Source organism: Anaeroglomus insulsum (assembly GCF_050689095.1).
Classification (GTDB): domain Bacteria; phylum Planctomycetota; class Phycisphaerae; order Sedimentisphaerales; family Anaerohalosphaeraceae; genus Anaeroglomus; species Anaeroglomus insulsum.
Genome location: NZ_JBOGCL010000003.1, coordinates 183,243 through 206,562, shown reverse-complemented (window position 1 = coordinate 206,562; position 23,320 = coordinate 183,243). Strand labels below are relative to the sequence as shown.

Below are 23,320 nucleotides of genomic sequence, written 5' to 3'. Positions count from 1 at the left end.
TTCCCTTCTGAATGAATTACTGGATTAGCAGCAGGCGCATTTTTCGGCTTTACTGGGGCCTTTCAGCGACAACACCAGCAGGTACGCAAAACAGATCGCCGGAACGATATAAGACAGGGTTCCCATCTTGGCATCCACCAGTTTGCTCATCACCATCGGCACAATGGCCCCGCCGGCAATCGCCATACACATCAGGCCGCTTAATTCACTGGCCCGGCTCGGCTCTTCTTCCACGGTAATCGAGAACAGCATCGGCCAGATGTTGGCAAAACCAAGACCCGCAGCCAGAACCGACGGAATCGCCAGAGTCGAACCGCCAAACATCAGCCCCAGACCGCCCAGCAGACCCAAAGCCGCAGAGACACGGAAAAAGTTTCGCGGAGTCATCATCGTCAACACCGCCCCTCCCAGCAGACGGCCAACCGTCAGCATCAGGAAAAAGAAGGGGGCACTGAATTTTTCGGCGGTTTTTTCGGCCACTTTGGCTTCTTTCATCAACGGCAGCAGGAACCGTCCCATGGAAGCTTCAGCCCCCACATACAGAAAAATCCCCAGAACCGCCAGGGCAAAGACCGGCTTTTGCAGCAGGCCCAGACTGGAACCGATGCTCGGGGGAACATCCGCCTTGGTCTCCTCAATCTTCAGCGTCAGCACCCAGACAAAGGCACCTGCCATCAGGACAAAAAAGATGGGGAACACGCCGCGCCAGCCCATTTTGGCAAGAATGGCAATACCCGACAGGGCCGTGCCGCCGACAATAAACGAAGACACCGTACTGCCGACACCCTTGAAGCCCTGCGCAAAACTCAGGTTACGACCGTAAGCCCCTTCGGCGCTGACATCCCGCATAATCGGGTTACCCGCAACCTGCAGGAAGGTGGTACCGACACCCAGAACAAAGATACAGACCAGCAGCAATATAAAATTGGGCACAATCAGACACGGCACCAGCATCGCCACCGCGTTAAGACCCAATCCCAGCAGCAGCAGATTTTTCTTGCCGATGCGGGCCGCCAGCAGACCGCCGGGCACACTGAACACGGCAAAAGCAATGAACACAAAAAATGACAGCAATGTCGCCACGACATTGCTCAGTTGATAATTCTCCTTCACCGCATCCGACATCGGTCCCATCGCATCAGCGACACCCATGACAAAGAACGCCAGCAGAATCGGCAGGGTCTTCATTCTCATTTGGTCTTCCTTTCTGAAATATCGATTATTGGACTACACTGCACCGTGTTACATGCTTGTTACTGGTTTTCCAGAGACATCGAATACGGGGCATCTTCCGGCGCCGTACCCCACTGGGTATTGGGCTGCGGCCCCATCTCAAAGCGTACCGTTCCGCCTGCCAGAATCGCATCGTGACGCAGGAACGTCCTGGTGTAAGGCTTGCCATTGAAAGTGGCGGACTGAATATAGAGATTGTCTTTGGAATTCTGCGGGGCCTGAATCTCAAAGGTCTTGCCGTTTTCCAGCTTCAGCGTAATCTTCTGGAACAGCGGAGCACCGATAACATACTCACCCGCACCGGGACAGACCGGATAGAAACCCATCGCCGAAAAGACATACCATGCCGAGGTCTGACCATTGTCCTCGTCGCCGCACAAACCGTCCGGCGTCGGAGAATACAGCTTTTCCATCACTTCACGGACCCGCTGCTGTGCCTTCCATGGCTGGCCGGCATAGTTATACAGGTAAATCATATGCTGAATGGGCTGGTTGCCGTGGGCATACTGCCCCAGATCCATGACCGTCATTTCGATGATTTCGTGAATCGGGAAGCCATAATACGAACAGTCGTATTTGGGCGGCGTCGTAAAGACCGCATCGAGCTTCTCCACAAACGGTTTAGCCCCGCCCATCAGATTCATCAGGCCCTGCGGATCATGGAAGACCGACCAGGTATAATGCCAGGCACAGCCTTCAGTAAAATCACCGCCCCATTTCTCGGGCACAAACGGCGTGGACCAGCTTCCGTCTTTCTTTTTGCCTCGCATAAAGTTGGTCGAGGCATCAAAGACATTTTTGTAATACTGGGCACGTTTATAGAACCGGTCGATTTCTTCCTGCGGACGATTCAGGGCTTTGGCCAGCTTCCAGATATTAAAGTCGGCAAAGCAGTATTCCAGCGTGCGGGCCACGTTCTCATTGACATCCACATCACAGGGAATGTAACCGAGCTTGTTATAATACTCCACCCCAAACCGCCCTACCGACCGCAACGGGCCGGCGTTTTCAGAATTTTTCAGAATACCCTGATACAGGGTGTCAATATCGTAACCACGAATGCCCTTTAAATAGGAGTCGGCAATATTCACAGCCGAATTGGACCCGATCATGCAGTCGCGGTGCCCGGGGCTGGCCCACTCCGGCAGCCATCCGCTTTCCTTGTAAGTATTGGCCAGGCCTTCCATAATCTGGGCATTCAGTTCCGGATACATCAGCGTAAAGAACGGAAACACCGCACGGAAGGTATCCCAGAAGCCGTTGTCGGTGAACATATACCCCGGCAGGACTTCGCCATTATACGGGCTGTAATGAACGATTTTATTGTCGGCATCGATTTCATAGAATTTCCGCGGGAACAGCATCGCCCGATAAAGGGCCGTGTAGAAGTTTTTGTACTGGTCAAGAGTCCCGCCGCTGACATCAAAACGACCCAACTGCTGATTCCAGGCCTCTTTGGCCTTCTGGCAGGTCTGGTCAAAGGTATCTTGGGCCAGTTCACGCGTCAGGTTGAGTTTGGCCTGCTCGGGGCTAATGAACGAAGACGCCACCCGGACATGGACTTTCTGGCCTTTGGTGGTCTTGAACCGCACCACAGCACCCACGTGCTCACCTTTGTCTTCGGTCTGCCCGGCCTGGACTTTCCAGTCATTCCAGGTCGAAACCTCTTCAAAATCCGTATCAAACACAGCGATAAAATAGTTATGGAAGTTGTTCGGCACCCCGCCGCTGTTGTTGCGGCAGTAACCGATGATGGTCCGTTCGGCAGGCACAATCTTGACAAATGAGCCTTTATTGAATGCATCCAAAAGGACATAGGACGCGTCCGACTCCGGGAACGTAAAACGGAACTGGGCCGCCCGTTCAGTCGGGGTAATTTCCACGGTCACATCAGGGTCGGCCAGATACACCCGATAATAATGCGGGCGAGAGATTTCGGCCTTGTGCGAAAACCACGAGGCTCGCTTTTCCTGATCCACTTCCAGCTTCCCCACCACCGGCATCAGCGAAAACGCAGCATAGTCATTAATCCACGGGCTGGGCTGGTGAGTCTGTTTGAAACCGCGAATCTTGAAGGCATCATACTGATAGCCCCATCCATCCCCCATCTTGTTGGTCTGGGGTGTCCAGAAGTTCATTCCCCATGGAACTGCAATCGCCGGGTAAGTATTGCCGGTGGAAAAATTGAAGGTTGAATCAGTGCCAACCAGCGGGTTGACCAGCTCGGTGTAATCTCGGGCGGCAGCTGAGGCTGCACAGCCCACAGCGGAACACAACAGCCCCGCACCAATAATCCCCCACATCAGGCGTACAGGTAATTGCGAATTCATTTCGGATTCTCCTGGTTTCGATTTTGCGATTGACGGCCTTGCGATATCAACACAACACCCACAGAGAATTCGGGTACCCGGCACTGACGGCCATGATCTCTGTCGGCGCAACGTTTATCCTATCGACGCTCCATGATGCGCGTAGTGTACCTTATGGGCCGGCAAACTTCAACCTGATATTTTCCTGAGGAGTGCCGCCGTAAGCATCTTTAGTATAACAGCTTAGACCGTCCCCACCAAAACATAACTATCGATTTGCAAATACGTTGCGGAATGCAGGGCAAAACAAATCACCTCAGACAGAACAAGGCGTGTTACAATTGTCCTATAAATGGTACAATATTAATCTGGGTTTATCAGGACAAATCTGCGTTCTGAATCAGGATTTTATTGACTTTTTTTGATGCAGAATTGAATGGCCGTCTCAGCCGTCATCCAGACCGCCATAATCAGAATCACCGCACCCACACTGCCCAGCAGCCAGTTTTTCTGATGAATAAATCCGATTTCATTGAGGACCATCGCCCAGCAGGTAATACTTAAAATCACAAGACAGGGCAATCCCGCGATCAGCCAGCTTGGACCTCCCTTGCGGCGCAGGTACATCGTAACCACCAGCAGCGCCAGTGCCGCCATTAATTGATTCACCGTCCCAAACAGCGGCCACAGCCTCAGGGCGCCTGTAGCATTCGCTCCGAATCGGATATGCCCCCCGGAAGTATCCAGAAATGCCAGAATCGCCGCCGAAATCACCGCAATGACCGTCGCCGGATAGCGTCCCGACAAGACAGACAGTTTCATATCGTCGGCAATCTCGGCGACCACATAGCGTTGAATTCGAACCGCGGTATCGAGCGTTGTGCCCGCAAACGAACAGACAAAAACACCGAAAATCGCCAGCCCCAGACCCTGGGGGATCCCCAGAGTCTGCATCATATTAGCCGCCCCAACCGCCACCGGCTGGAGATTGTCTTTCATACTGCGTCCTTCCATCCAGCCGGTATAAAACTGGTCCCATACCGCCCTGCCGGTCAGCCCCTCATACCCCATCCCCAGCCCTGCTGTAATGGCAATAATCACCAGCACTGCCAGCATCCCTTCCAGCAGCATTGACCCGTACCCGATAAACAGGGCATCCGGCTCACTGGCAAGCTGCTTGGGGCTGGTCCCGCTGGCCACCAGCGAATGAAATCCGCTGATTGCCCCGCAGGCAATCGTTACAAACATCATCGGCATCAACCCCGGCACATCCGCCGGAACCGGGCGATGAATCGCCGGCGCACACAGCGTAAAGGAATCCGAAAACAAGGCCGCCCCGACAACACCGGCCCCCAGCAGCCCCATCATCAAAAATAACTGCCAGGCATTGATATAATCCCGCGGCTGCAGCAGAAATGTCACCGGCAGGGTCGAAGCAACCGAGCAGTAAATCAATAGCAGTATCGTCCACAATCCCGTCGAGGGCATCCCCCACACCTCCGGCAGTTGCGATATCCCCGGCCAGCGATGTTCCAGATAGGCCCCCAGACCAATCATCAGATACATCCCCCCCACCGCCGCAATCGTACAGACTGCTACATTGGCATTTTTCTTATACACCCCCCACCCCAGCGCAATAGCAATCGGAATCTGCAGCCACGTGGGAATCACACTGGCCGGATACAGCTTAAAGACCGTCGCAATCACAATCCCGAAAATGGCAATGATGATCAGCAACGCAAAAAACACTATCAGAAAAAACAGCAGCCGTACCCGCGGATTGATATAGCGTGAAGCAATTTCGGAAATGCTTTTCCCTTCGTTGCGAAGCGAAATGACCAACGCCCCGAAATCGTGTACCGCCCCCATAAAAATACACCCCAGCGTCACCCACAGCAGCGCCGGCAGCCACCCCCAGATTAAGCCGATCGCCGGGCCAATGATCGGTCCTGTTCCGGCAATGGACGTAAAATGATGCCCAAACAGCATGCCCTTGCGCGACGGGACATAATCGATGCCATCCTCCAGCTCCCGGCTGGGCACGGGGTTGGCAGCCTTCAAGCCGAAGATTCTGCGGGACAGCCACCGCCCATACGTATAATAAGCCACCAGATACCCCACCCCGCAGACCAGCATTAACACCAGTGCATCCATAGTCAGCTGAACCTCAATACTCAGTCATTGAAACTCCGCCGTGTTCGTTCCCGCAGCAGCAGCCGAATGGGAACTTCTTCCAGCCCCAGCAATTCGCCAAGACGATTTACGGCATATCGTCGGAAATTATCATCAAACAAGTTAATCCGGTTAACAAACAGCAGTATCGATATCGGCCGCACAGACACCTGAGTACCATAATAAATCCGCGGCACACCCGCACGTTTGGAGGAGGTCTTCTCCTGACGCAGAACATCTATCACCTTGTTCAGTTTGCCGGTGGGAACCTTAACCGAGGATTGCTTGAATAATTCCGTCGCCAGGTCCAGCACACCTCCAATATTCTTTCCATCTTTAGCCGTCGTAAACGCTATCGGGGCATGCGGCAGATTGGGAATCACCTTGCTCATGTAATCCGCATAATCATCTGTGCAGGCAAAACCTTTGGCAAGGTCCCATTTATTCACCACCAGCACACACGGCTTGTATTCTTCGGCAATCAGGTGGGCCAGTTTCCTATCCACCTGTCCCAGCGGCGTCGTCGCATCCATCATAAACAGCACAACATCGGCTCGTTTGATGCTGCGTTCAGCCCGAGTATAACCATAAAACTCGATACTGTTATCCATTTTGGCTTTTTTGCGGACCCCGGCCGTGTCAATCACAATAATCGTCCGTCCGTCCTTTTCAAATCGCACATCCACCGCATCCCGCGTCGTGCCCGGCACCTCACTGGCAATCACCCGTTCCTCACCGACAATCGCATTGACAAAGGTGCTCTTGCCGGCGTTGCGTTTGCCGACAATCGCAATCTTCATAATCGCATCTTTGGGTTTTTCTTTGGGCAGATGATCCAGCTCCTGGCATACCCGCTCTAATATCTCTGTTTTATTCAGGTTATGCGTTGTCGAGATACAAATCGGATCCCCAAAACCAAGCTGGGTAAATTCCGTCGCTCCGCGGGCATGTTTGGGCGTGTCACATTTGTTGGCAACAAAAATCACCTTGAGATTATATTTCCGAAGCAATTCCGCCATCCGGATATCCAGCGGGACCAGCCCTTCCTGCACATCGACAACAAAAATCACCACCGCTGCCGCCGCCAGGGCCTGAAAAATCTGGTTCTCGACGTGTTCGCTCAGAGCATCGCTATCCACAATCCCGTAACCGCCGGTATCAACCAGCTCAAAATACCGATCTTGATAATCGACAATCGTCGAGACCCGGTCACGCGTCACCCCTGCTATCGGGTCAACAATGCTAATCATCTGCCCGACCAGGGCGTTAAACAGGCTGCTTTTGCCGACATTAGGCCGGCCTACGATTGCAACGGTTGGTAATGCCATATCTATTCTTTCAAGAGTAATTATGTCGTAATATAAACTTTTTATTATACCAGACCTTCCACCGTGAAAAAAGAATTTCTGCAATCATAATTGCTTGCCATAACCTGCCAATTTCGTGTATTTTACAGCAGTAATGCAGGCTTTGCCGAAATAACAACAGAATGACAGGTAGAAAATAAAGCTTAGATGGCGATAGAACAAACCAAAAAATGTCCGTTTTGCGGCGAGCGAATCAACGCCGAAGCGATGAAATGCCGCTTCTGCAAGGAGTTTCTGGAGGACGACAAAGGCCTTCCCGTCTCCAACCATGCCCGCCGGAAACTGCCGCCGCGTCCTGAGCAGCCGGACGATACTCAGACAAAAGGCCCCGACACAATTATCGCGGTCCCCTCTCTGTGGGGGATAGCAGGGACGCTCTTGTCGGCAACGATGTTTTTTATACTCGGCATGATTCTGCTGATCTGGCCGTTGAGCAGTCTGCTCAGGCAAATCCCCAATCTTACCGATAACACCCTTGAACACACCGAACAGATAATCCGACTGGCCGGCATGGGCATCATCTTTATCGTCGTCCTGTATGCTGCCTACCAGATTGCCCGCATCAAAAGTATCCGCTATGAAATCTCCGCCGACCGGATCGAATGGGTGCGCGGCATCTTCAGTCGCAAAATTGATAATCTCGATATGTTTCGCATCGTCGATATTAAACTGCACCGCTCGCTGCTGGATTGCATACTCAATATTGGCACGCTGACTCTGATGACCAAAGACCAGAGCACGCCGGAGTTTATATTCGAAAAAATCGCAAACCCCAAAAACGCCTATGATTTTATCAAAACCGCCGCTCTGAGCTCCGATCGCAAACAGGGCGTCATTCACGTGGATTAATCTATGCTGGACCTGTTACGTACTCGACGCAGTATTCGCAAATACAAATCCGCCCCGATTGCCCCTGAACAGATAGAACTTCTCAAAGAGGCCATCCTGCGAAGTCCCTCCTCACGCGGGCTGGACCCGTGGGAATTTATCTTCGTTCAGGACAAATCCCTGCTGGAACAGTTATCCGGGGCTAAACAGCACGGCGCCGAATTCGTCCGACACGCCGCCCTTGCGGTGGTCATTTGCGCAGACCCGGACGCCTGTGATGTCTGGATTGAGGATTGCTCCATCGCCTCGATCATCACCCATCTGGCCGCTCACAGCCTGGGACTGGGAAGCTGCTGGGTGCAGATTCGTCTCCGCCAGACGGCTGATGGGACCGACAGCGAAGCACGCGTCCGCCAGATTCTGGGTATTCCCGATTCCATCCGCGTCCTATCCCTGGTCGCCATCGGCCAGCCCGACCAGAAACTCCGCCCGGTCACCAAAGACAAACTGAAATACTCAAAAATTCACAGTAACACCTGGTAAACAGGGGGTTGCATTATAAAATATTGATATTCATCCTTGTGTAAACTCTCTTTCTGGTCGATTCATAAATATGAGTCTGGAAGATTTGCCAATCTGTTTATAAATAGATTATGGATACATTATTACAAGAATTCAAGGAAATAGCCGCCAACACAGGACTACTCAGCTTCCTGCCCCCGCTTTTGGCTGCTCTGGTGTACGGCGGGATTATCGGCATCGAACGGGAAATACACCAGAAACCGGCTGGATTACGGACCAATATGCTGATATGTATGGGAGCCGCGGCATTCACTCTCATCGCTAAAAATATCAGTATTAATCCGGATGCCGAAACCAGGGTGATTCAAGGGGTCGTAACAGGGGTTGGCTTCCTTGGGGCCGGGGTTTTAATCCATCAGCAGGGCAATGTTCAGGGGTTGACCACCGCAGCCACCATCTGGCTGGTTACAGCAGTTGGAATTGCTTGTGGCGCAAGGCTTTACGGATTAGCCGCCGCGACGGTCATTCTGGCTATTATCGTTCTGATGGGACTGTCTCCCCTCGAGCAGAAATTGCGGAAAAATAATCCTTTAAAGAATGATAAGATAAGCCAGTAAATAGAGATATGAGCATTTTTCAAAATTTTACTTGAACCAAAATAGCAATATATCGTATGATATAGCAAGAGCAATAAGACATTACCCTCCTCCTCCTAAAGCCAGGTTCTTTAACCTGGACCTGCAAAGCGGCGGTTGCCTCCTTACCGCCGCTTTCTTCTTTTATATCCCTAAAATGTTATCCGTACAATTACTTACCAGACAGAGTATATTTCGGATAAACATAGTACATATCAGGCACAGATTATCCGATAAAAACCCATTAAAAACTCCCCTGTTTTCAGTTATGCAAACAGGGCCTCGACAAATTCATCCGGATCAAATTCGGCAATATCCTCCGGTTTTTCGCCCAGGCCGACAAATTTGACGGGAATATCCAGCATGTCTTTGATCGCAATCACAATACCCCCGCGGGCAGTACCGTCCAACTTGGCCAGGAAAATACCACTGACCTGAACTGTCTCAGAAAACATCTTAGCCTGAATAATCGCGTTCTGACCGGTCGTGGCATCCAGCACCAACAGTACCTCATGCGGCGCGCCGGGGATTTGCTTGACCACCACGCTGCGAATCTTGCCCAGTTCATCCATCAGATGTTTTTGGGTATGCAGGCGACCTGCTGTATCGAGAATAAGGTAATCCGCATTCCGATTTAATGCCGCCTGGCAGGCATCATAGGCTACCGCCGCCGGATCCGACCCCTGCTGATGACGGACAATCTGCACACCGATCCGCTCGGCCCAGATACTGAGCTGTTCGACCGCCGCCGCCCGGAAGGTATCACAGGCCGCAACGACAACTTTTTTATTATTTCGACTCAGGATATGAGCCAGCTTGGCAATACTGGTCGTCTTGCCCGAACCATTGATTCCCGCCACCAGGATGACCGTCGGGCCGGATGCGGCCAGCTTGAGCTGCCGGTCCTGAGCGGGCCAGTAGGTTTTCATCTGCTCTTTGAGAAATGGCACAATTTCCTCGGCACTTTTAACCTTGCCCGCTCTCCACGCCGTTCGAATGTCGTTAATCAGCCGTTCGGTTGTTTCCACGCCAATATCATCGCCTATCAGCGTCTGTTCAAGCTCATCCAGGAGCTGCTCATCAATTTTCCGTCCAAAAGTCAGAACTGCAGACAGACTCGAACTGATCTTCTGACGGGTCTTGGTCAGGTGATCCTTGATAAACTGTACTGTTTTTGAAAAAAAACCCATAAATACTCCCAATCTGACATCGATGGATAGTGCCATGATTCCTAATAAAACAGAGCTGCCAACAAGGGCAAATTTGCCTATTTTTCACCCCGGCAGTGTCGCAGAAACAGGTGCTTTTTTCAAGTGAAAAGGAAATGCAACAAGAAAAGAAAAAAGGAAGAACCCCCTATTCTTCCCCTGCTCCCTGCCGCCAATCATAAGCCAGTATGCCCAGCGAGTGTCCTCCCATAGGCGATTATTTTACAGCAACAAGCAGGGTAATTTCTATTGTGGAAACTACGTATTTTTTGCATTTTTCTGTGTTATTTTTGTCCTTTTTCTGAAAAACGTGTTAATTTAGGTACGTTTTTGCTTCACGGTTCATAGTGGATCGTCACATTATCGCGATACATTATATCGTTTTTGCTGCTTTTGTACATCACAACCCACATTCGGATTCCATAGCCAATAGCCGAAAATCCAGCCAGAAAAAATACTGCCGCCGCCAGAAAGGCAAACAAATCCCGTAAAACAAAAACCAAAAGGCCAAATCCAATCAGAAACAACCCGCCAAAAATACTGCCCCGAATCAGCGTGCTGGAAATCTGATTGCTGACCGGCCGGGAAAAGAAAAATCGAAACATCATCGGCTCCTGAAAAAAATCCAATTCAATTTGATTCTACTTGAAATTGCCGTTTCGCCTCGGCGAAATAAGGCAACTTCAACCGTCTGCTTATTTGCTCAAGGCATAATCCTGCCCCTTGGGCACAAATAAAAAGTCAGGAACTCCAGGCTAACCTTCGAATTCCTGACTTTTGTACGTTTTTTCACGCAAGTTGGTTTGGTTCGTTTTGTAACCGCAGCTTATTTCAGGACTTCTGCAATCGCTTGACACAGCGGTTCCATGTTGGCCTTCGTCATCCCGGCCACATTCATACGTCCGCCGCCCACGATGTAGATGCCGTATTTTTCTTTGAGTGTTTTGACCTGATCATCACTGAGGCCGCTAAACGAAAACATTCCGTATTGAGTCGTCAGGAAAGAAAAGTCCTGCTTGACGCCTTTGGCTTTCAAAGTCGATACAAACAGTTCACGCATCTGCTTGATACGCTGGCGAATCTCCGCCACCTCCGCTTCCCATTCCTTGCGAAGCTCGGGGCTGTTCATAATCGTGGTCACAACCGAACCGCCATGGCTCGGCGGATTGGAATAAATAACGCGAATGGTGATCTTCAGATGGCTAAAGGCTTTGTCGGCAGCATCCTGAGTCGCTGCTGTCAGTGTTACTGCACCCACGCGCTCATTATACAAGCCGAAGTTCTTGGAGAATGAACTGCAAACAATCATCTCCGGTATAGCCGCTGCCAGAATCCGCACGCCTTCAGCATCCTCTTCAAGTCCGCGTCCCAGGCCCTGATAAGCAAAATCAATCAGCGGGAAGAGGTCTTTTTCTTTGGCAACCGCTGCAATCTGCTTCCACTGCTCGGCAGTCGGATCGATACCACTGGGGTTATGGCAGCAGGCATGCAGGACAACAATATCACCCGGGGTCATCGCCTTCAGCGAAGCAAGCATCCCCTCAAAATTCAGACTGCGGGTTTGGGGATTATAATAGGTGTACTTGCCAACAGGGAATCCCACAGCACCAAAAATGCCGTTATGATTGGGCCAGGTCGGATCGCTGACCCAGACTTTGGCGTTGGGTTTGAATTTCTTGAGGAATTCGCCGGCAATCCGAAGAGCCCCTGTTCCGCCGGGGGTCTGGGCAGTGCAGGCGATGACTTTGCTGTTTTTGCCGAAGACCAGTTCCTGGACGACCTTGCCGTAGGCCGGGGCGCCCGGGATGGGCAGATAGCTTTTGGTTTTTTCGGTCTCGACGAGGAGTTTTTCCGCCTTGCGGACGGAGTTCATGATCGGGGTATTACCCGCTTCATCCTTATAGACCCCCACGCCCAGGTTGATTTTGTTGGGATTGGGATCCTTGTTAAACGCCTCTGTCAGGCCCAGAATCGGGTCGGCCGGGGCCATTTCAAGCTTTTCAAACATTTTGAACTCTCCACATCGACAATTTTATCTTGTTCTTTCAAAACCCGTAGATTTATACCGACTTTCAGCTTATTTTGCAAATGTTTGTTTTGTCGATAAAATCCCTTGATAGGCTGGACCATTGGCTAATAAGTCCGCAATATACACCCTCTCGTCCACCCGCCGAAAAAAAAACGGGCCTGGCAAAAGCCAGACCCGTAGGAGTAATTCCACTGTTGGGGCATATTCGTTCCTCTGACTCCCCGTCGTTGGGAGAACAACACAGAAAGAAACGATACGGTTTTATCGGCTTAGTACATTCCCATGCCGCCCATACCACCCATGCCGCCGCCACCGGGCATTGCAGGGGCTTCTTTCTTTTCAGGGATTTCACTGACAATCGCATCCGTCGTCAGCAGCAGCGACGCAATCGAGGCACCGTTCTGCAGGGCGGTACGCTCCACTTTCGTCGGAACGATGACGCCGAATTTGATCATGTCGCCGTATTCCTTGCGAACCGCATCATACCCGAAGTTCTTTTCCTTGGACTCCATGACCTTCTGGGCGACGATGGACCCATCGAGACCGCCATTGGCCGCAATCTGCTTGATCGGGGCCACGACGGCGCGACGGATAATATCGACACCGATTTGCTCGTCGCCGGAGGTTTTGATTTTGTCCAGGGCCGGCAGGCACTTGAGCATGGAAACGCCGCCGCCGGGCAGAATGCCTTCTTCAACCGCAGCACGGCAGGCATGCAGGGCGTCTTCGACGCGGGCCTTCTTTTCCTTAACTTCGGCTTCGGTGGCCGCACCAACTTTGATGACGGCCACGCCGCCAGCCAGCTTGGCCAGACGTTCCTGAAGCTTTTCAATATCGTATTCGCTGGTCGAAGCTTCAATTTCACGCTTGAGCTGCTCGATACGACCCTTGATGTCGCTGGTCTTGCCGGCACCTTCGACAATAGTTGTGGTGTCCTTGTCGATGGTGATGCGTTTGGCCTGACCGAGCTGACTGAGCTTGACATTTTCAAGCTGCACGCCGAGATCCTCGAAGATGGCCTCGCCGCCAGTCAGGACTGCGATATCCTGTAGCATGGCTTTGCGTCTGTCGCCAAAACCGGGGGCCTTGACGGCACAGACATTCAGCACGCCGCGGAGCTTGTTGACCACCAGAGTCGCCAGGGCTTCGCCTTCGACATCTTCGGCGATAATCAACAACGGACGTCCGGCCTTGGCAACCTGCTCCAGCAGAGGCACCAGTGCCTTGACCGCCGAGATTTTCTTTTCGTAAATCAGCACAAAGGGCTTTTCCAGGACACAGGTGCGTTCTTCGGGATTGGTGATAAAGTGCGGAGACAAATAGCCTTTATCAAACTGCATCCCTTCCAGCAGGTCCACGACGGTATCCAGCGACTGACCTTCTTCAACCGTAATAACGCCGTCCTTGCCGACCTTATCCATGGCCTGAGCCAGGGTCTTGCCGATTTCAGCATCCTGGTTGGCCGAGCAGGTTGCAACCTGTTCGATTTGCTTGCTGGATTCAATCGGGATGCACATCTTCTTGAGTTCTTCAATGATGGTCTCGACGGCCTTATCGATGCCGCGTTTGACCTGCATCGGGTTGGCCCCGGCAGTAATATTCTTCAACCCTTCCTCGAAAATGGCTTCGGCCAGAATGGTCGCAGTTGTAGTCCCATCACCGGCGACATTGCTGGTTTTGGAGGCCACTTCTTTGACCATTTGGGCGCCCATATTTTCATACGGGTCAGACAGCTCGATTTCCTTGGCGACCGATACGCCGTCCTTGGTGACGGTAGGTGAACCAAAGGATTTTTCGAGAATGACGTTGCGGCCGCAAGGGCCAAGGGTAATTTTAACGGCACGTGCAAGCTTGCGAACGCCCTCACGGATCGCCGCGCGTGCTTCTGTATCGAATGCTATTTTTTTAGCTGCCATGATGATTTCTCCTGTATTCTGTCTTGGTCAGAGTCCTTTGTCCGGAGTCTTGGACATGATTTCCTTAGTTCCGCCGGCCAAATACACTCATACATTGATTTATGCTTCAACAATAGCCATAATATCCGATTCGTCCATAATCAGATATTCCTTGCCATCAATTTTAACTTCTGTGCCGGCATAACTGGTAAACAGGACTTCCTGTCCCTTTTTTACCGTCATTTCACCGCGTTTTCCATTATCAAGCAGTTTCCCTTCACCCACGGCAATCACCTTTCCGCGCTGGGGTTTTTCCTTGGCCGAATCCGGCAGAACGATACCGCCGGCCGTCTTGGACTCCGCTTCGATTCGCTGAACAATCACCTTATCCGCCAAAGGTCTGATGTTCATTGTGTGTTACTCCTTTCAATACAATACTATTTTATTCCGATTTTATTGGTCTTGTTTCTGTCGAAACAAACATCTCTACTTGGAAAAGCGGGAAAATGCAAACTACGTGCCAAATCCCGAGAAATACCCAGCGAACACACTGTATCCTGTTTCTTATAAAGCATTTACAAAAAAATACGGCAGGTCCATTTATAAATGAACCTGCCGATTATAATTAGCTTTCACTGCCAGTATGGCAGAGTTGACACCAGACCCGACAGGTCTGATGTTGTCCTGCCAGTTATGCCTGGTGTGCTTTTTTCGGACGAATTATCTCAGTTAGCTTCTGAACCACCACATAGAAGACTGGAACCATCAAGACTCCAAACACTGTCGCCAGCAGCATGCCGCCAAAAACCGCGGTTCCTAACGCTCGTCGAGCCACCGCGCCGGCACCGGTGGCGAGCACCAGAGGAACCGTACCAATCAGGGTCGATAATGCCGTCATCAGAATCGGACGGAACCGCAAGCGGGCGGCTTCAATCGCCGATTCTTCGATACCATAGCCTTCCTCGTGATGGGATTTGGCAAATTCCACCAGCAGAATCGCGGTCTTGCTGGCCAGACCAATCAGCAGCACAATACCAATTTGTGTATAGATATTGTTGTCATACGCGCGAAGCCAGGTAAATGATACCGCCCCCAGCAGCGCCAGCGGCACGGCAAACACAATCGCCACCGGAATCGTCCAGCTTTCATATTGAGCCGCCAGGAACAAAAATGAAAACAGCGCCGCCACCATAAAGATAATCGGGGCCTGATTTCCGGCTCGAATTTCCTGATAACTCATCCCCGACCATTCATAACCAATACTGGACGGCAGCGTTTCCTTGCAGAGCCGTTCCATCTCGGCAATCCCCTGGCCGGAGCTGAAACCCGGATTGACTGAACCGGTAATAGTGGACGACGGATACAGATTGTAATGTGTCACAAGCTGCGGGCCAATCGTATCCCGAACCGTCAGCAGTGTTCGCAGCGGCAGCATTTGACCCTGTGCATTGCGAACCTCAAGCTGACCGATGCTGTCGGCGGTAGCACGAAATTCCCGGTCAGCCTGAGCGACGACCTTAAACGTTCGCCCAAACAGGTTAAAATCGTTGACATACGTACTGCCCAGATACGTCTGCAGGGTATCAAACACGGTGCTCAGCGGCACACCAAGACTCTTGGCCTTGACGCGGTCGATATCCACATACAACTGCGGCACACTGGCCCGGAACGTGCTGTTGAGTCGGGTGATTACGGGGCTGGCACTGGCTTTAGCCAACAAGTCATTGGCCGCCTTCTCGAGAGCCAGCAGGCCAGCACCGCCGCGATCCTGAAGCCTTAGCTCAAAGCCGCCGGTATTACCCAGACCACGAATCGACGGCGGACCGAAGACCAGGCAAAAGCCGTCGGTTATGCCAAACAGCCGCTTTTGCAAAGTACCGATGATTGCCGAGACCTGCAGCGAGGGGTCTTTGCGTTCGGCCCAGGGCTTCAGATTGACAAAACATATCCCGCCATTGGCCGCAAGAGTCCCATCCAGCATGGAATACCCCGCCACCGACACATAATCCTGGATACCAGGAGTGGTCTGAAGGATCTGTCCAACCTGCTCCAACACCTTTTGCGTTCGTTCCAGAGTTGAGCCATCCGGCAGACGCACATTCACAAAAACAGACCCTTCATCTTCATCAGGAATAAAACCTGTCGGCAGCTTCTTTAATAACATCAGAGAACCGGCTGTCATGACTGCAAAAATCAGCATCGCAAAGATGCTTTTACGAATAACCGACCGCACCACGTTCACATAACTGCTGGTGGAGCTTTTCATAAACCGGTCAAACCATTTGGCCAGACGGTTGCCGTGTTCGCTGCGGGGCCGAAGCAGCAGCGCCGTCAATGCCGGGCTGAGCGTCAGGGCGTTAATGGTTGAAAAACATACCGCAATGGCAATCGTAATACCAAACTGCATATACAGCATACCGGTGATGCCGCCCATGATGACCGTCGGCACAAACACCGCCAGCAGCACCAGCGTAGTCGCAATAATCGGGCCGGTAATCTGTTTCATCGCCTTAATGGAGGCATCGCGAGCAGACAGATTCTCATGCTCCATGATACGACTGACGTTTTCCACCACGACAATCGCATCATCCACCACAATACCGATAACCAGCACCAGGCCGAACATCGTCAGGGTATTAACCGACATCCCCAGCGCCAGCATCACGGCAAAGGTGCCAATCAGCGACACCGGGATGGTGATCGACGGAATGAGGGTTGCCCGCCAGTCTTCCAGAAAGATATACACCGACAGAATCACCAGAATCACAGTAAAGATCAGCGTAACCAGCACTTCGTGAATCGACTCACTGACAAAGGTGGTGGGGTTATATGGAATATAATATTCCAGGCCTTCCGGAAACGACTTGGACAGCTCTTCCAGCTTTTGAGCAATGCCGGTCGCCACTTGCAGCGAATTGGCACCGGGCCGCTGAAAAACCCCCATTGCAACCGACGGTTTGCCATTGAGCTGAACCGACCAGTAATAGCCTTCGGCGCCCAGTTCGACACGGGCCACATCTTTAAGCCGCAAAATCTGACCGTTCGGAGCGGCTCTGAGTACAATATCTTCAAATTCCTGAACCGTACTCAAACGCCCGAGTGTTTTGATGGTATACTGGAATTGCTGGTTGTCGGGGCTGGGCGTCGAACCAATCTGGCCGGCAGCGACTTCAATATTCTGTTCCCGCACCGCCGCCAGCACATCACCCGTGGTCAAATGACGGGCTTTGAGTTTTTCCGGATCCAGCCATAACCGCATGGCAAAATCCTTGGAACCGAAAACCATAATGTTTCCCACCCCCGGCACACGAAGCAGTTCGTCTTTCATCCGCAGATTGACATAATTGCTCATATAAATATCGTCGTACCGGCCATCGGGTGAAATCAGGCTGGCCACCAGCGTAATATTGGATGACTGCTTTTGTGTGGTAATCCCCAGGCGTTTGACTTCTTCGGGCAGCTTGGCTTCGACGGTGGCAACGCGGTTCTGCACCAGCACCGTGGCCATATCGATATCGGTACCCACTTCAAATGTTACCGTCACGCTCATCCGTCCATTGTCGCTGCAACTGGAGGAAATATACAGCATATTATCGACACCGTTGATCGCCTGCTCGATGGGCGTGGCCACGGTTTCGGCCACGACTTCCGCATTGGCACCGGGATACGTCGCTTCGACCACCACGGTCGGAGGAGTAATATCCGGCGTCTTTTCCACGGGCAGCATCGGAATAGTAATCAGGCCGATCAGCACAATGACAATTGATATCACGCTGGCAAAAATCGGACGATTGATAAAAAATTCACTAATCATAGATAGACGATCTCCTTACCGCATCAGGTTTGATGCTGACAGGGTTATGGGTTTTGATTTGCCGAGGCAGGCTTGCCCGCTTCCTTTTGGGCCGGGGCGGGGGCCGCCTGACCTGCCCGCTGCGGAGTCACGGGAGCCCCCGGCCGGATCAGATGAAATCCGCTGACAATATACGTCTGATCCTTCTTGAGGCCAGACTCAATCACAATTTTGTCACCAACCTTGGGACCCAGTTTGACAGGGTTATACTCCACACTATTCTGGGCATTTACCGTCAGAATATACTTGCCGCCAACATCGGAATTAACCGCCCGTTCATCCACCAGAACTGCATTGGTTTTCATCTCGGCGGGCACACGAATCCGCACAAACATCCCCGGCAGCAGCCGCTTGTCGGCATTGGCCACCTGCCCGCGAACCGTAATTGTCCCCGTCATGGTATCGGTCTTATTGTCAATATAATCCAGTACTCCTTCGTAGGCATACCCTTGCTGTCCTGGCAGACCGATCTCAAATTTAGGTCCAGAGCCTTGTTTGGCATCGGATTGATATTTCAGAAAGAATTGATGATACACATCTTCGCCAACATTGAAGTACACATACATTGGATCCATGCGGACCACCGTAGCCAGCAGGGTATTGTCTCCGGCACCGACCAGGTTGCCGACATCCACCAGCCTGCGGCTGACCCGCCCATCTATGGGACTGGTAATGCGTGTATAACTCAAATCAAGCTCGGCAGTCTGCAGACTGGCTTTGGCGGCCAGCACGCGGGCCTGAGCCTGATGGAATTCCGCCTCCCGGGTGGTCAGATCCTGGCGACTGACGGCATTGACCTGGACAGCCTTTTGGACACGCTCATAATCCAGTTGCGCCCGCTGCAGTTCCGCTTCGGCCACGGCAAGCTGCGCCGTGAGCTGTTCGCAGCGAGCCCGATACTCGTCGCTTTCGATAGTAAACAGCAGATCTCCGGCCTTGACTTCTGTGCCATCCACATAATCGACGCTCTTGAGATATCCCTTGACGCGGGCACGAATATCGACCTGCTCAATCGCATCGGTATTCCCTGTAAACTCATAATACGCTTGAACATCCTGAACCACAGGGTCCTGAACCATCACCACAGGAGCCATTCCCATCGCCCCCTGCTGAGGTGCCGCCTGGACAGTTACCCGTTTATAAACGAACCACAAGATGACTGCTGCCAGCACTGCCAGCAGCAAAAAGGAAATCACTTTCTTCATAGTCCGAAAACCTGCCTTTCAATGGATAATGAGAAATCAACCATAACGATGGGTTTAATGCGTTGCCGGCTGGGCCTGCCCGACGGTGTCTGGGGTATGTGAAATCTGCCAGCCGCCGCCGAAGCCTTTATAGAGCCGCACCAGCGTCTGCAATACTTCGCCCTGGCTGGCGGCAAGCTGATCCTGCTGGACAAACAACGACCGCTGCGTCACCAGAACATTCTGGAAATCGGTCAGCCCGGTCTGATACAGCTTTTCCACCAGTTCCACCGACCGCACCGAAGCTTGAACGGATTCGGCCAGCAGGGCCTGACGCTGCTGCTGCTGATAATAGGAGACCAAGGCGTTTTCCACATCCTCAGCAGCCAACAGGACCGCATTTTCCCAGTTGGCCAGCAATTCCTTTGCCGCAGCTTCTTCCATTTTAATCACATTACGAATGCGGTTGCCGTCAAACAGATTCCACCGCAGCCCGGGACCAACCGAATAGGCCTGGTTATGAATATTGCCCAAACCGCTCAATTGACGGGATTGAATTTCAAACGTACCGACCAGCTGCAGCGAGGGGTATAAATCCGCTGTCGCCACTCCGATTCGGGCCGTCTGAGCCGCAAGCTGCCGTTCGGCACGACGAATATCAGGACGATTGCGAAGCACATCCGCAGGCACACCAATCACAGCCTGTCGGCAAATCGTCGGCATCCCCGAGAAGGTCCCCAGACGGTCTTTGAGCGATGTCGGCATCCGGCCCAGCAGCACTCCCAGACGGTGTATTGCCGCAGCCTCTGCAATCTTCAGCACATGCAGTTCCGATCGGGTGCTGGCCAGATTGGATTCGGCCTGTCGCACATCCAGCTCGGGAGCCAATTCATACTGAAACCGACTTTGGGTTAACTCCAGCGTCCGCTGCTGAATAGTGATGTTTTCCGTGACATAGACAATCCGGGCCTGGATGGTTCGCAATTCAATATAATTACGGCACACTTCGGCCAGCAGCGTCACCATCACATCCCGATAATCTTCGACGGAAGCCTGATAAGAGGCCTTGGCGGATTCGACAGACCGCTTAATGCGACCAAATAAATCGATCTCCCATTGAAAATCAAATCCAGCTGAATGCAGATTGATCGGGTCGATCGGGTCGTGAGAAAGCATCGTACCGTCTTTGCCAACTTTGACACGACTGTAAGCCCCCATCGCATCCACCGTGGGAGAGTACTGCCCCGCAGCATAATCCCACATCGCTCGAGAGGCTTGCAGCCGATACACTGCCGCCTGGATGGAGCGATTTTCCGCCAGAGCCTGTTGAATCAGTTCATTGAGCTGGGCGTCGCCAAATATTGTCCACCACTCAGCGAGATTGGGATCTGTCTGGACGGCCACGACCCCCGCCGAGTCCTGCGACCACTGCTCCGGGACATCCCATTTGGGCTGCTGGTATTCCTGACCCACGGTACAGCCCTGCATTGCCGCAGCCGCACCAAGAGCCAATATCACAATCAGTGCATCCCGCATCCATATGGATCGATTTTCTCGTGTTCTATTCATATCCATCATCTATTCATCCTTATCACTCGTCCCGTCGGCATTGTTATAACAACACCGCAGAGGTTGACTATCCTGACAAAAGCCCTTGAGGTGATATCTGTTGTTCCGGAGATACAATCAATTGAGATTATATAGGCCGCACCCTGCAAAGCAAATGAGAAACCGCCGCAAAGGGTGATTCAGCCGGAAACACAATTCAAAAAGTGCTGCTTGAACTGGGTTTTATATTTCTATCTTTTGTGACTCCACTTTATGATTAATTTTGCCAACAAATATTTAAAACATTTATTTCAAATGATTATTTATCAAATTTCTGCCGCGTTGTCAACCCCTTATTTTATGCGTTGTGTTATTTTACGCTGGCCTCTTCGACGCACAGGGTCCGACGTTTTTTTGTGACTGGACCATAAATCGTTATGTTTGAGAATCTTACAACACACCCCAAAAAACATACTCGCCTATCGCCCCAGCAATCTGACTATCATTCAAAAAATATCCAGAAACATCTCAAAAAATCGATTGACTTGCCCGCACCCGATTTACTACAATGTCGCGGATTTTGTGTCTACTGTAAAAGGAATCCTTAATGCAGGAGAAACCAAGTGGAAAATGTAGCTGGATTTTTACAACAGAAGCTTTCCGCGGACAATTATGCCCGACTGACGGCCATTGCCAACCCGAAGATGCACGCTTTCGTGGCCGAGGCCATTGAATTGACCGAACCGGCCGAAGTCGTCGTCTTCACGGACAGCGATGACGATATAGCCACGATTCGAAAGTGGGCCTTGTCCGGCGGCGAAAAGCCCCTGAAAACCCCTGGTCATACCTACCACTTCGATGGCCTCAACGACCAGGGACGCGATACATTCAGCACACGTTACCTCCTGCCCAAGGGTATGGATCTGGGCGAAAGCCTCAATTCCATCGAACGCGAAGGCGGCCTGTCGGAAGTCAAGGGCTTCCTGAAAGGGTCGATGAAGGGGCGGAAAATGCTGGTCTGTTTCTGGTGCCTGTGCCCCACTGGCTCCGATTTCTCTATCTCCTGCATCCAGATTACAGACTCCCCCTACGTCGCTCACAGCGAAAGTATTCTGTATCGCCCCGGTTATGAACAATTTAAAAAACTCAAGCCGACCGAGGACTTCTTCCGCTTCCTGCACAGTGAAGGTGAGCTCGACGAAAACGGCTGCAGCAAAAACTGGCAGCAGCGCCGCGTTTATATCGACCTGACCGACAATATGGTTTATTCGGTCAACACCCAGTACGCCGGCAACACCGTCGGTCTTAAGAAGCTGGCTTTGCGTCTGGCTATCCAGAAAGCCAGCAAAGAAGGCTGGCTGGCCGAACACATGTTCATTATGGGGGTCAAAGGTCCTCACGGCCGCACAACCTATTTCACCGGTGCATTTCCCTCGGCCTGCGGCAAGACCTCCACAGCCATGCTTCCCGGACAAACCATCATCGGCGACGACATTGCCTATCTCCGCAAACGTAACGGCGTCATGTATACCGCCAATGTCGAACAGGGTATTTTCGGCATCATCGAAGACGTCAACGCCAAAGACGACCCGGTGATTTACCAAGCCCTGACCACCCCGGGCGAAGTGATCTTCGGCAACGTCCTGGTCAAAGACGGGATGCCTTACTGGCCTGGCATGGGCCGTGAGATGCCCGACGAGGGCGACAGCTTCAACGGCCCCTGGCATAAGGGCAAAACCGACGCCGAAGGCAAACCGTTACCGCCGGCTCACAAAAACGCCCGCTATACGATTCGCCTGTCAGCGCTGGCCAATCTCGACAAACAGGCCGACAATCCCGACGGGGTACCCGTGGGCGGCATCATCTACGGCGGACGCGACAGCGACACACTTGTCCCCGTCGAGCAGGCCTTTGACTGGACCGAAGGCATTATCGCCAAGGGTGCCTCAATTGAATCCGAAACCACCGCCGCAACCCTGGGCAAACAGGGCGTGCGGACATTCAATATTATGGCCAATCAGGATTTTGTCTCCATCCCGCTGGGCAAATACATCCAGAATAACCTGGACTTTGCCAAAGGGGTAAAAAATCCGCCGCTGATTTTCTCAGTCAATTACTTCCTGCGGGATGAGAACGGCAAGTTCCTCAACGGCAAGCTCGATAAGATGGTCTGGGTGCTGTGGGCCGAATTGCGGATACATAACGACGTCACTGCTCTCAAGACCCCGACCGGCTGGATTCCCAAATATGACGATCTTGTCCCGCTGTTTAAGAGCAAATTGAACATCGATTACACCCAGGATGCTTATATCAAACAATTTACGATTCGTATCCCGAACCTGATCGCCAAGTATGACCGCGTCGAAGCCATCTATAAAGCCAAGGTCTCCGATACGCCCAAGATTGTCTATGACACCTTTGCAGCCATTCGCAAGCGTCTTGAAACCGCAAGGGCCCACTACGGCGATACCATCAACCCGATGGATCTGAAATAAACCGGAATGAGGATTAAAAAAAGGCTGGAACGCCAGGTGGCA

Annotated in this window: 16 protein-coding genes; 4 read left to right on the top strand and 12 right to left on the bottom strand. The window is 52.1% G+C overall.

The genetic code is table 11. The annotated features are described in order from the left end of the window. Positions 1-24: 24 nt before the first annotated feature. The 4 genes from ACQ9LF_RS04465 to der all read right to left on the bottom strand — a co-directional run bounded on the left by ACQ9LF_RS04465 (position 25) and on the right by der (position 7,042). Entirely contained in the window at positions 25-1,194 is a 1,170-nt protein-coding gene (locus ACQ9LF_RS04465) for an MFS transporter (RefSeq protein WP_462488170.1), read from the bottom strand. 59 nt (positions 1,195-1,253) lie between these two features. Further along, positions 1,254-3,563 carry a GH92 family glycosyl hydrolase gene (locus ACQ9LF_RS04460; protein WP_462488169.1) on the bottom strand — a complete coding sequence of 770 codons (2,310 nt, stop codon included), beginning with the start codon at positions 3,561-3,563 and terminating at the stop codon, positions 1,254-1,256. 387 nt (positions 3,564-3,950) lie between these two features. Continuing rightward, positions 3,951-5,696, bottom strand: coding sequence for a carbon starvation CstA family protein (locus ACQ9LF_RS04455; RefSeq protein WP_462488168.1), 1,746 nt, complete (start codon positions 5,694-5,696; stop codon positions 3,951-3,953). 20 nt (positions 5,697-5,716) lie between these two features. Next, positions 5,717-7,042, bottom strand: coding sequence for a ribosome biogenesis GTPase Der (der, locus tag ACQ9LF_RS04450; RefSeq protein ID WP_462488167.1), 1,326 nt, complete (start codon positions 7,040-7,042; stop codon positions 5,717-5,719). Between the two features lie 186 nt (positions 7,043-7,228). On the opposite strand from der, the gene ACQ9LF_RS04445 reads away from it, so the two are divergent. The 3 genes from ACQ9LF_RS04445 to ACQ9LF_RS04435 all read left to right on the top strand — a co-directional run bounded on the left by ACQ9LF_RS04445 (position 7,229) and on the right by ACQ9LF_RS04435 (position 9,048). Continuing rightward, entirely contained in the window at positions 7,229-7,930 is a 702-nt protein-coding gene (locus ACQ9LF_RS04445; RefSeq protein ID WP_462488166.1) for a PH domain-containing protein, read from the top strand. Between the two features lie 3 nt (positions 7,931-7,933). Further along, the gene (locus ACQ9LF_RS04440) at positions 7,934-8,452 is read left to right on the top strand and encodes a nitroreductase family protein (protein WP_462488165.1); all 519 of its coding nucleotides are present in this window, start codon (positions 7,934-7,936) and stop codon (positions 8,450-8,452) included. 110 nt (positions 8,453-8,562) lie between these two features. Next, positions 8,563-9,048, top strand: a complete 486-nt coding sequence (locus ACQ9LF_RS04435) for an MgtC/SapB family protein (protein WP_462488164.1) — start codon at positions 8,563-8,565, stop codon at positions 9,046-9,048. A 284-nt stretch (positions 9,049-9,332) separates the two neighbouring features. Here ACQ9LF_RS04435 and ftsY read toward each other — a convergent pair whose 3' ends face one another. The 8 genes from ftsY to ACQ9LF_RS04395 all read right to left on the bottom strand — a co-directional run bounded on the left by ftsY (position 9,333) and on the right by ACQ9LF_RS04395 (position 20,813). Next, positions 9,333-10,256 (bottom strand): signal recognition particle-docking protein FtsY, encoded by a 924-nt coding sequence (gene ftsY, locus ACQ9LF_RS04430; RefSeq protein WP_462488163.1) that lies wholly within the window; start codon positions 10,254-10,256, stop codon positions 9,333-9,335. A gap of 353 nt (positions 10,257-10,609) precedes the next feature. After that, a complete protein-coding gene (locus ACQ9LF_RS04425; RefSeq protein ID WP_462488162.1) occupies positions 10,610-10,882 on the bottom strand; it encodes a hypothetical protein in 273 nt (90 codons plus the stop codon). Between the two features lie 218 nt (positions 10,883-11,100). Beyond that, positions 11,101-12,282, bottom strand: a complete 1,182-nt coding sequence (locus ACQ9LF_RS04420) for an amino acid aminotransferase (RefSeq protein ID WP_462488161.1) — start codon at positions 12,280-12,282, stop codon at positions 11,101-11,103. Positions 12,283-12,572: 290 nt separating this feature from the next. Next, complete coding sequence (gene groL / locus ACQ9LF_RS04415; protein WP_462488160.1) at positions 12,573-14,219, bottom strand: chaperonin GroEL; 1,647 nt, start codon at positions 14,217-14,219, stop codon at positions 12,573-12,575. Between the two features lie 99 nt (positions 14,220-14,318). Next, positions 14,319-14,609, bottom strand: coding sequence for a co-chaperone GroES (gene groES / locus ACQ9LF_RS04410; RefSeq protein ID WP_462488159.1), 291 nt, complete (start codon positions 14,607-14,609; stop codon positions 14,319-14,321). A 280-nt stretch (positions 14,610-14,889) separates the two neighbouring features. Further along, positions 14,890-18,012 (bottom strand): efflux RND transporter permease subunit, encoded by a 3,123-nt coding sequence (locus ACQ9LF_RS04405; RefSeq protein ID WP_462488158.1) that lies wholly within the window; start codon positions 18,010-18,012, stop codon positions 14,890-14,892. A gap of 44 nt (positions 18,013-18,056) precedes the next feature. Continuing rightward, positions 18,057-19,256: an efflux RND transporter periplasmic adaptor subunit gene (locus tag ACQ9LF_RS04400; RefSeq protein WP_462488157.1), complete on the bottom strand. Its 1,200-nt coding sequence runs from the start codon at positions 19,254-19,256 to the stop codon at positions 18,057-18,059. 54 nt (positions 19,257-19,310) lie between these two features. Continuing rightward, complete coding sequence (locus ACQ9LF_RS04395) at positions 19,311-20,813, bottom strand: efflux transporter outer membrane subunit (protein WP_462488156.1); 1,503 nt, start codon at positions 20,811-20,813, stop codon at positions 19,311-19,313. Between the two features lie 593 nt (positions 20,814-21,406). Here ACQ9LF_RS04395 and ACQ9LF_RS04390 point away from each other — a divergent pair. Beyond that, on the top strand, positions 21,407-23,278 hold the full coding sequence (locus tag ACQ9LF_RS04390) for a phosphoenolpyruvate carboxykinase (GTP) (protein WP_462488155.1): 1,872 nt from the start codon (positions 21,407-21,409) through the stop codon (positions 23,276-23,278). Positions 23,279-23,320 lie beyond the last annotated feature (42 nt).

Excerpts from the sequence above, each read along its gene's own strand:
- ACQ9LF_RS04465 (WP_462488170.1), bottom strand. The coding sequence starts at position 1,194 with ATGAGAATGAAGACCCTGCCGATTCTGCTGGCGTTCTTTGTCATGGGT.
- ACQ9LF_RS04460 (WP_462488169.1), bottom strand. The coding sequence starts at position 3,563 with ATGAATTCGCAATTACCTGTACGCCTGATGTGGGGGATTATTGGTGCG.
- ACQ9LF_RS04455 (WP_462488168.1), bottom strand. The coding sequence starts at position 5,696 with ATGGATGCACTGGTGTTAATGCTGGTCTGCGGGGTGGGGTATCTGGTG.
- der (WP_462488167.1), bottom strand. The coding sequence starts at position 7,042 with ATGGCATTACCAACCGTTGCAATCGTAGGCCGGCCTAATGTCGGCAAA.
- ACQ9LF_RS04445 (WP_462488166.1), top strand. The coding sequence starts at position 7,229 with ATGGCGATAGAACAAACCAAAAAATGTCCGTTTTGCGGCGAGCGAATC.
- ACQ9LF_RS04440 (WP_462488165.1), top strand. The coding sequence starts at position 7,934 with ATGCTGGACCTGTTACGTACTCGACGCAGTATTCGCAAATACAAATCC.
- ACQ9LF_RS04435 (WP_462488164.1), top strand. The coding sequence starts at position 8,563 with ATGGATACATTATTACAAGAATTCAAGGAAATAGCCGCCAACACAGGA.
- ftsY (WP_462488163.1), bottom strand. The coding sequence starts at position 10,256 with ATGGGTTTTTTTTCAAAAACAGTACAGTTTATCAAGGATCACCTGACC.
- ACQ9LF_RS04425 (WP_462488162.1), bottom strand. The coding sequence starts at position 10,882 with ATGATGTTTCGATTTTTCTTTTCCCGGCCGGTCAGCAATCAGATTTCC.
- ACQ9LF_RS04420 (WP_462488161.1), bottom strand. The coding sequence starts at position 12,282 with ATGTTTGAAAAGCTTGAAATGGCCCCGGCCGACCCGATTCTGGGCCTG.
- groL (WP_462488160.1), bottom strand. The coding sequence starts at position 14,219 with ATGGCAGCTAAAAAAATAGCATTCGATACAGAAGCACGCGCGGCGATC.
- groES (WP_462488159.1), bottom strand. The coding sequence starts at position 14,609 with ATGAACATCAGACCTTTGGCGGATAAGGTGATTGTTCAGCGAATCGAA.
- ACQ9LF_RS04405 (WP_462488158.1), bottom strand. The coding sequence starts at position 18,012 with ATGATTAGTGAATTTTTTATCAATCGTCCGATTTTTGCCAGCGTGATA.
- ACQ9LF_RS04400 (WP_462488157.1), bottom strand. The coding sequence starts at position 19,256 with ATGAAGAAAGTGATTTCCTTTTTGCTGCTGGCAGTGCTGGCAGCAGTC.
- ACQ9LF_RS04395 (WP_462488156.1), bottom strand. The coding sequence starts at position 20,813 with ATGATGGATATGAATAGAACACGAGAAAATCGATCCATATGGATGCGG.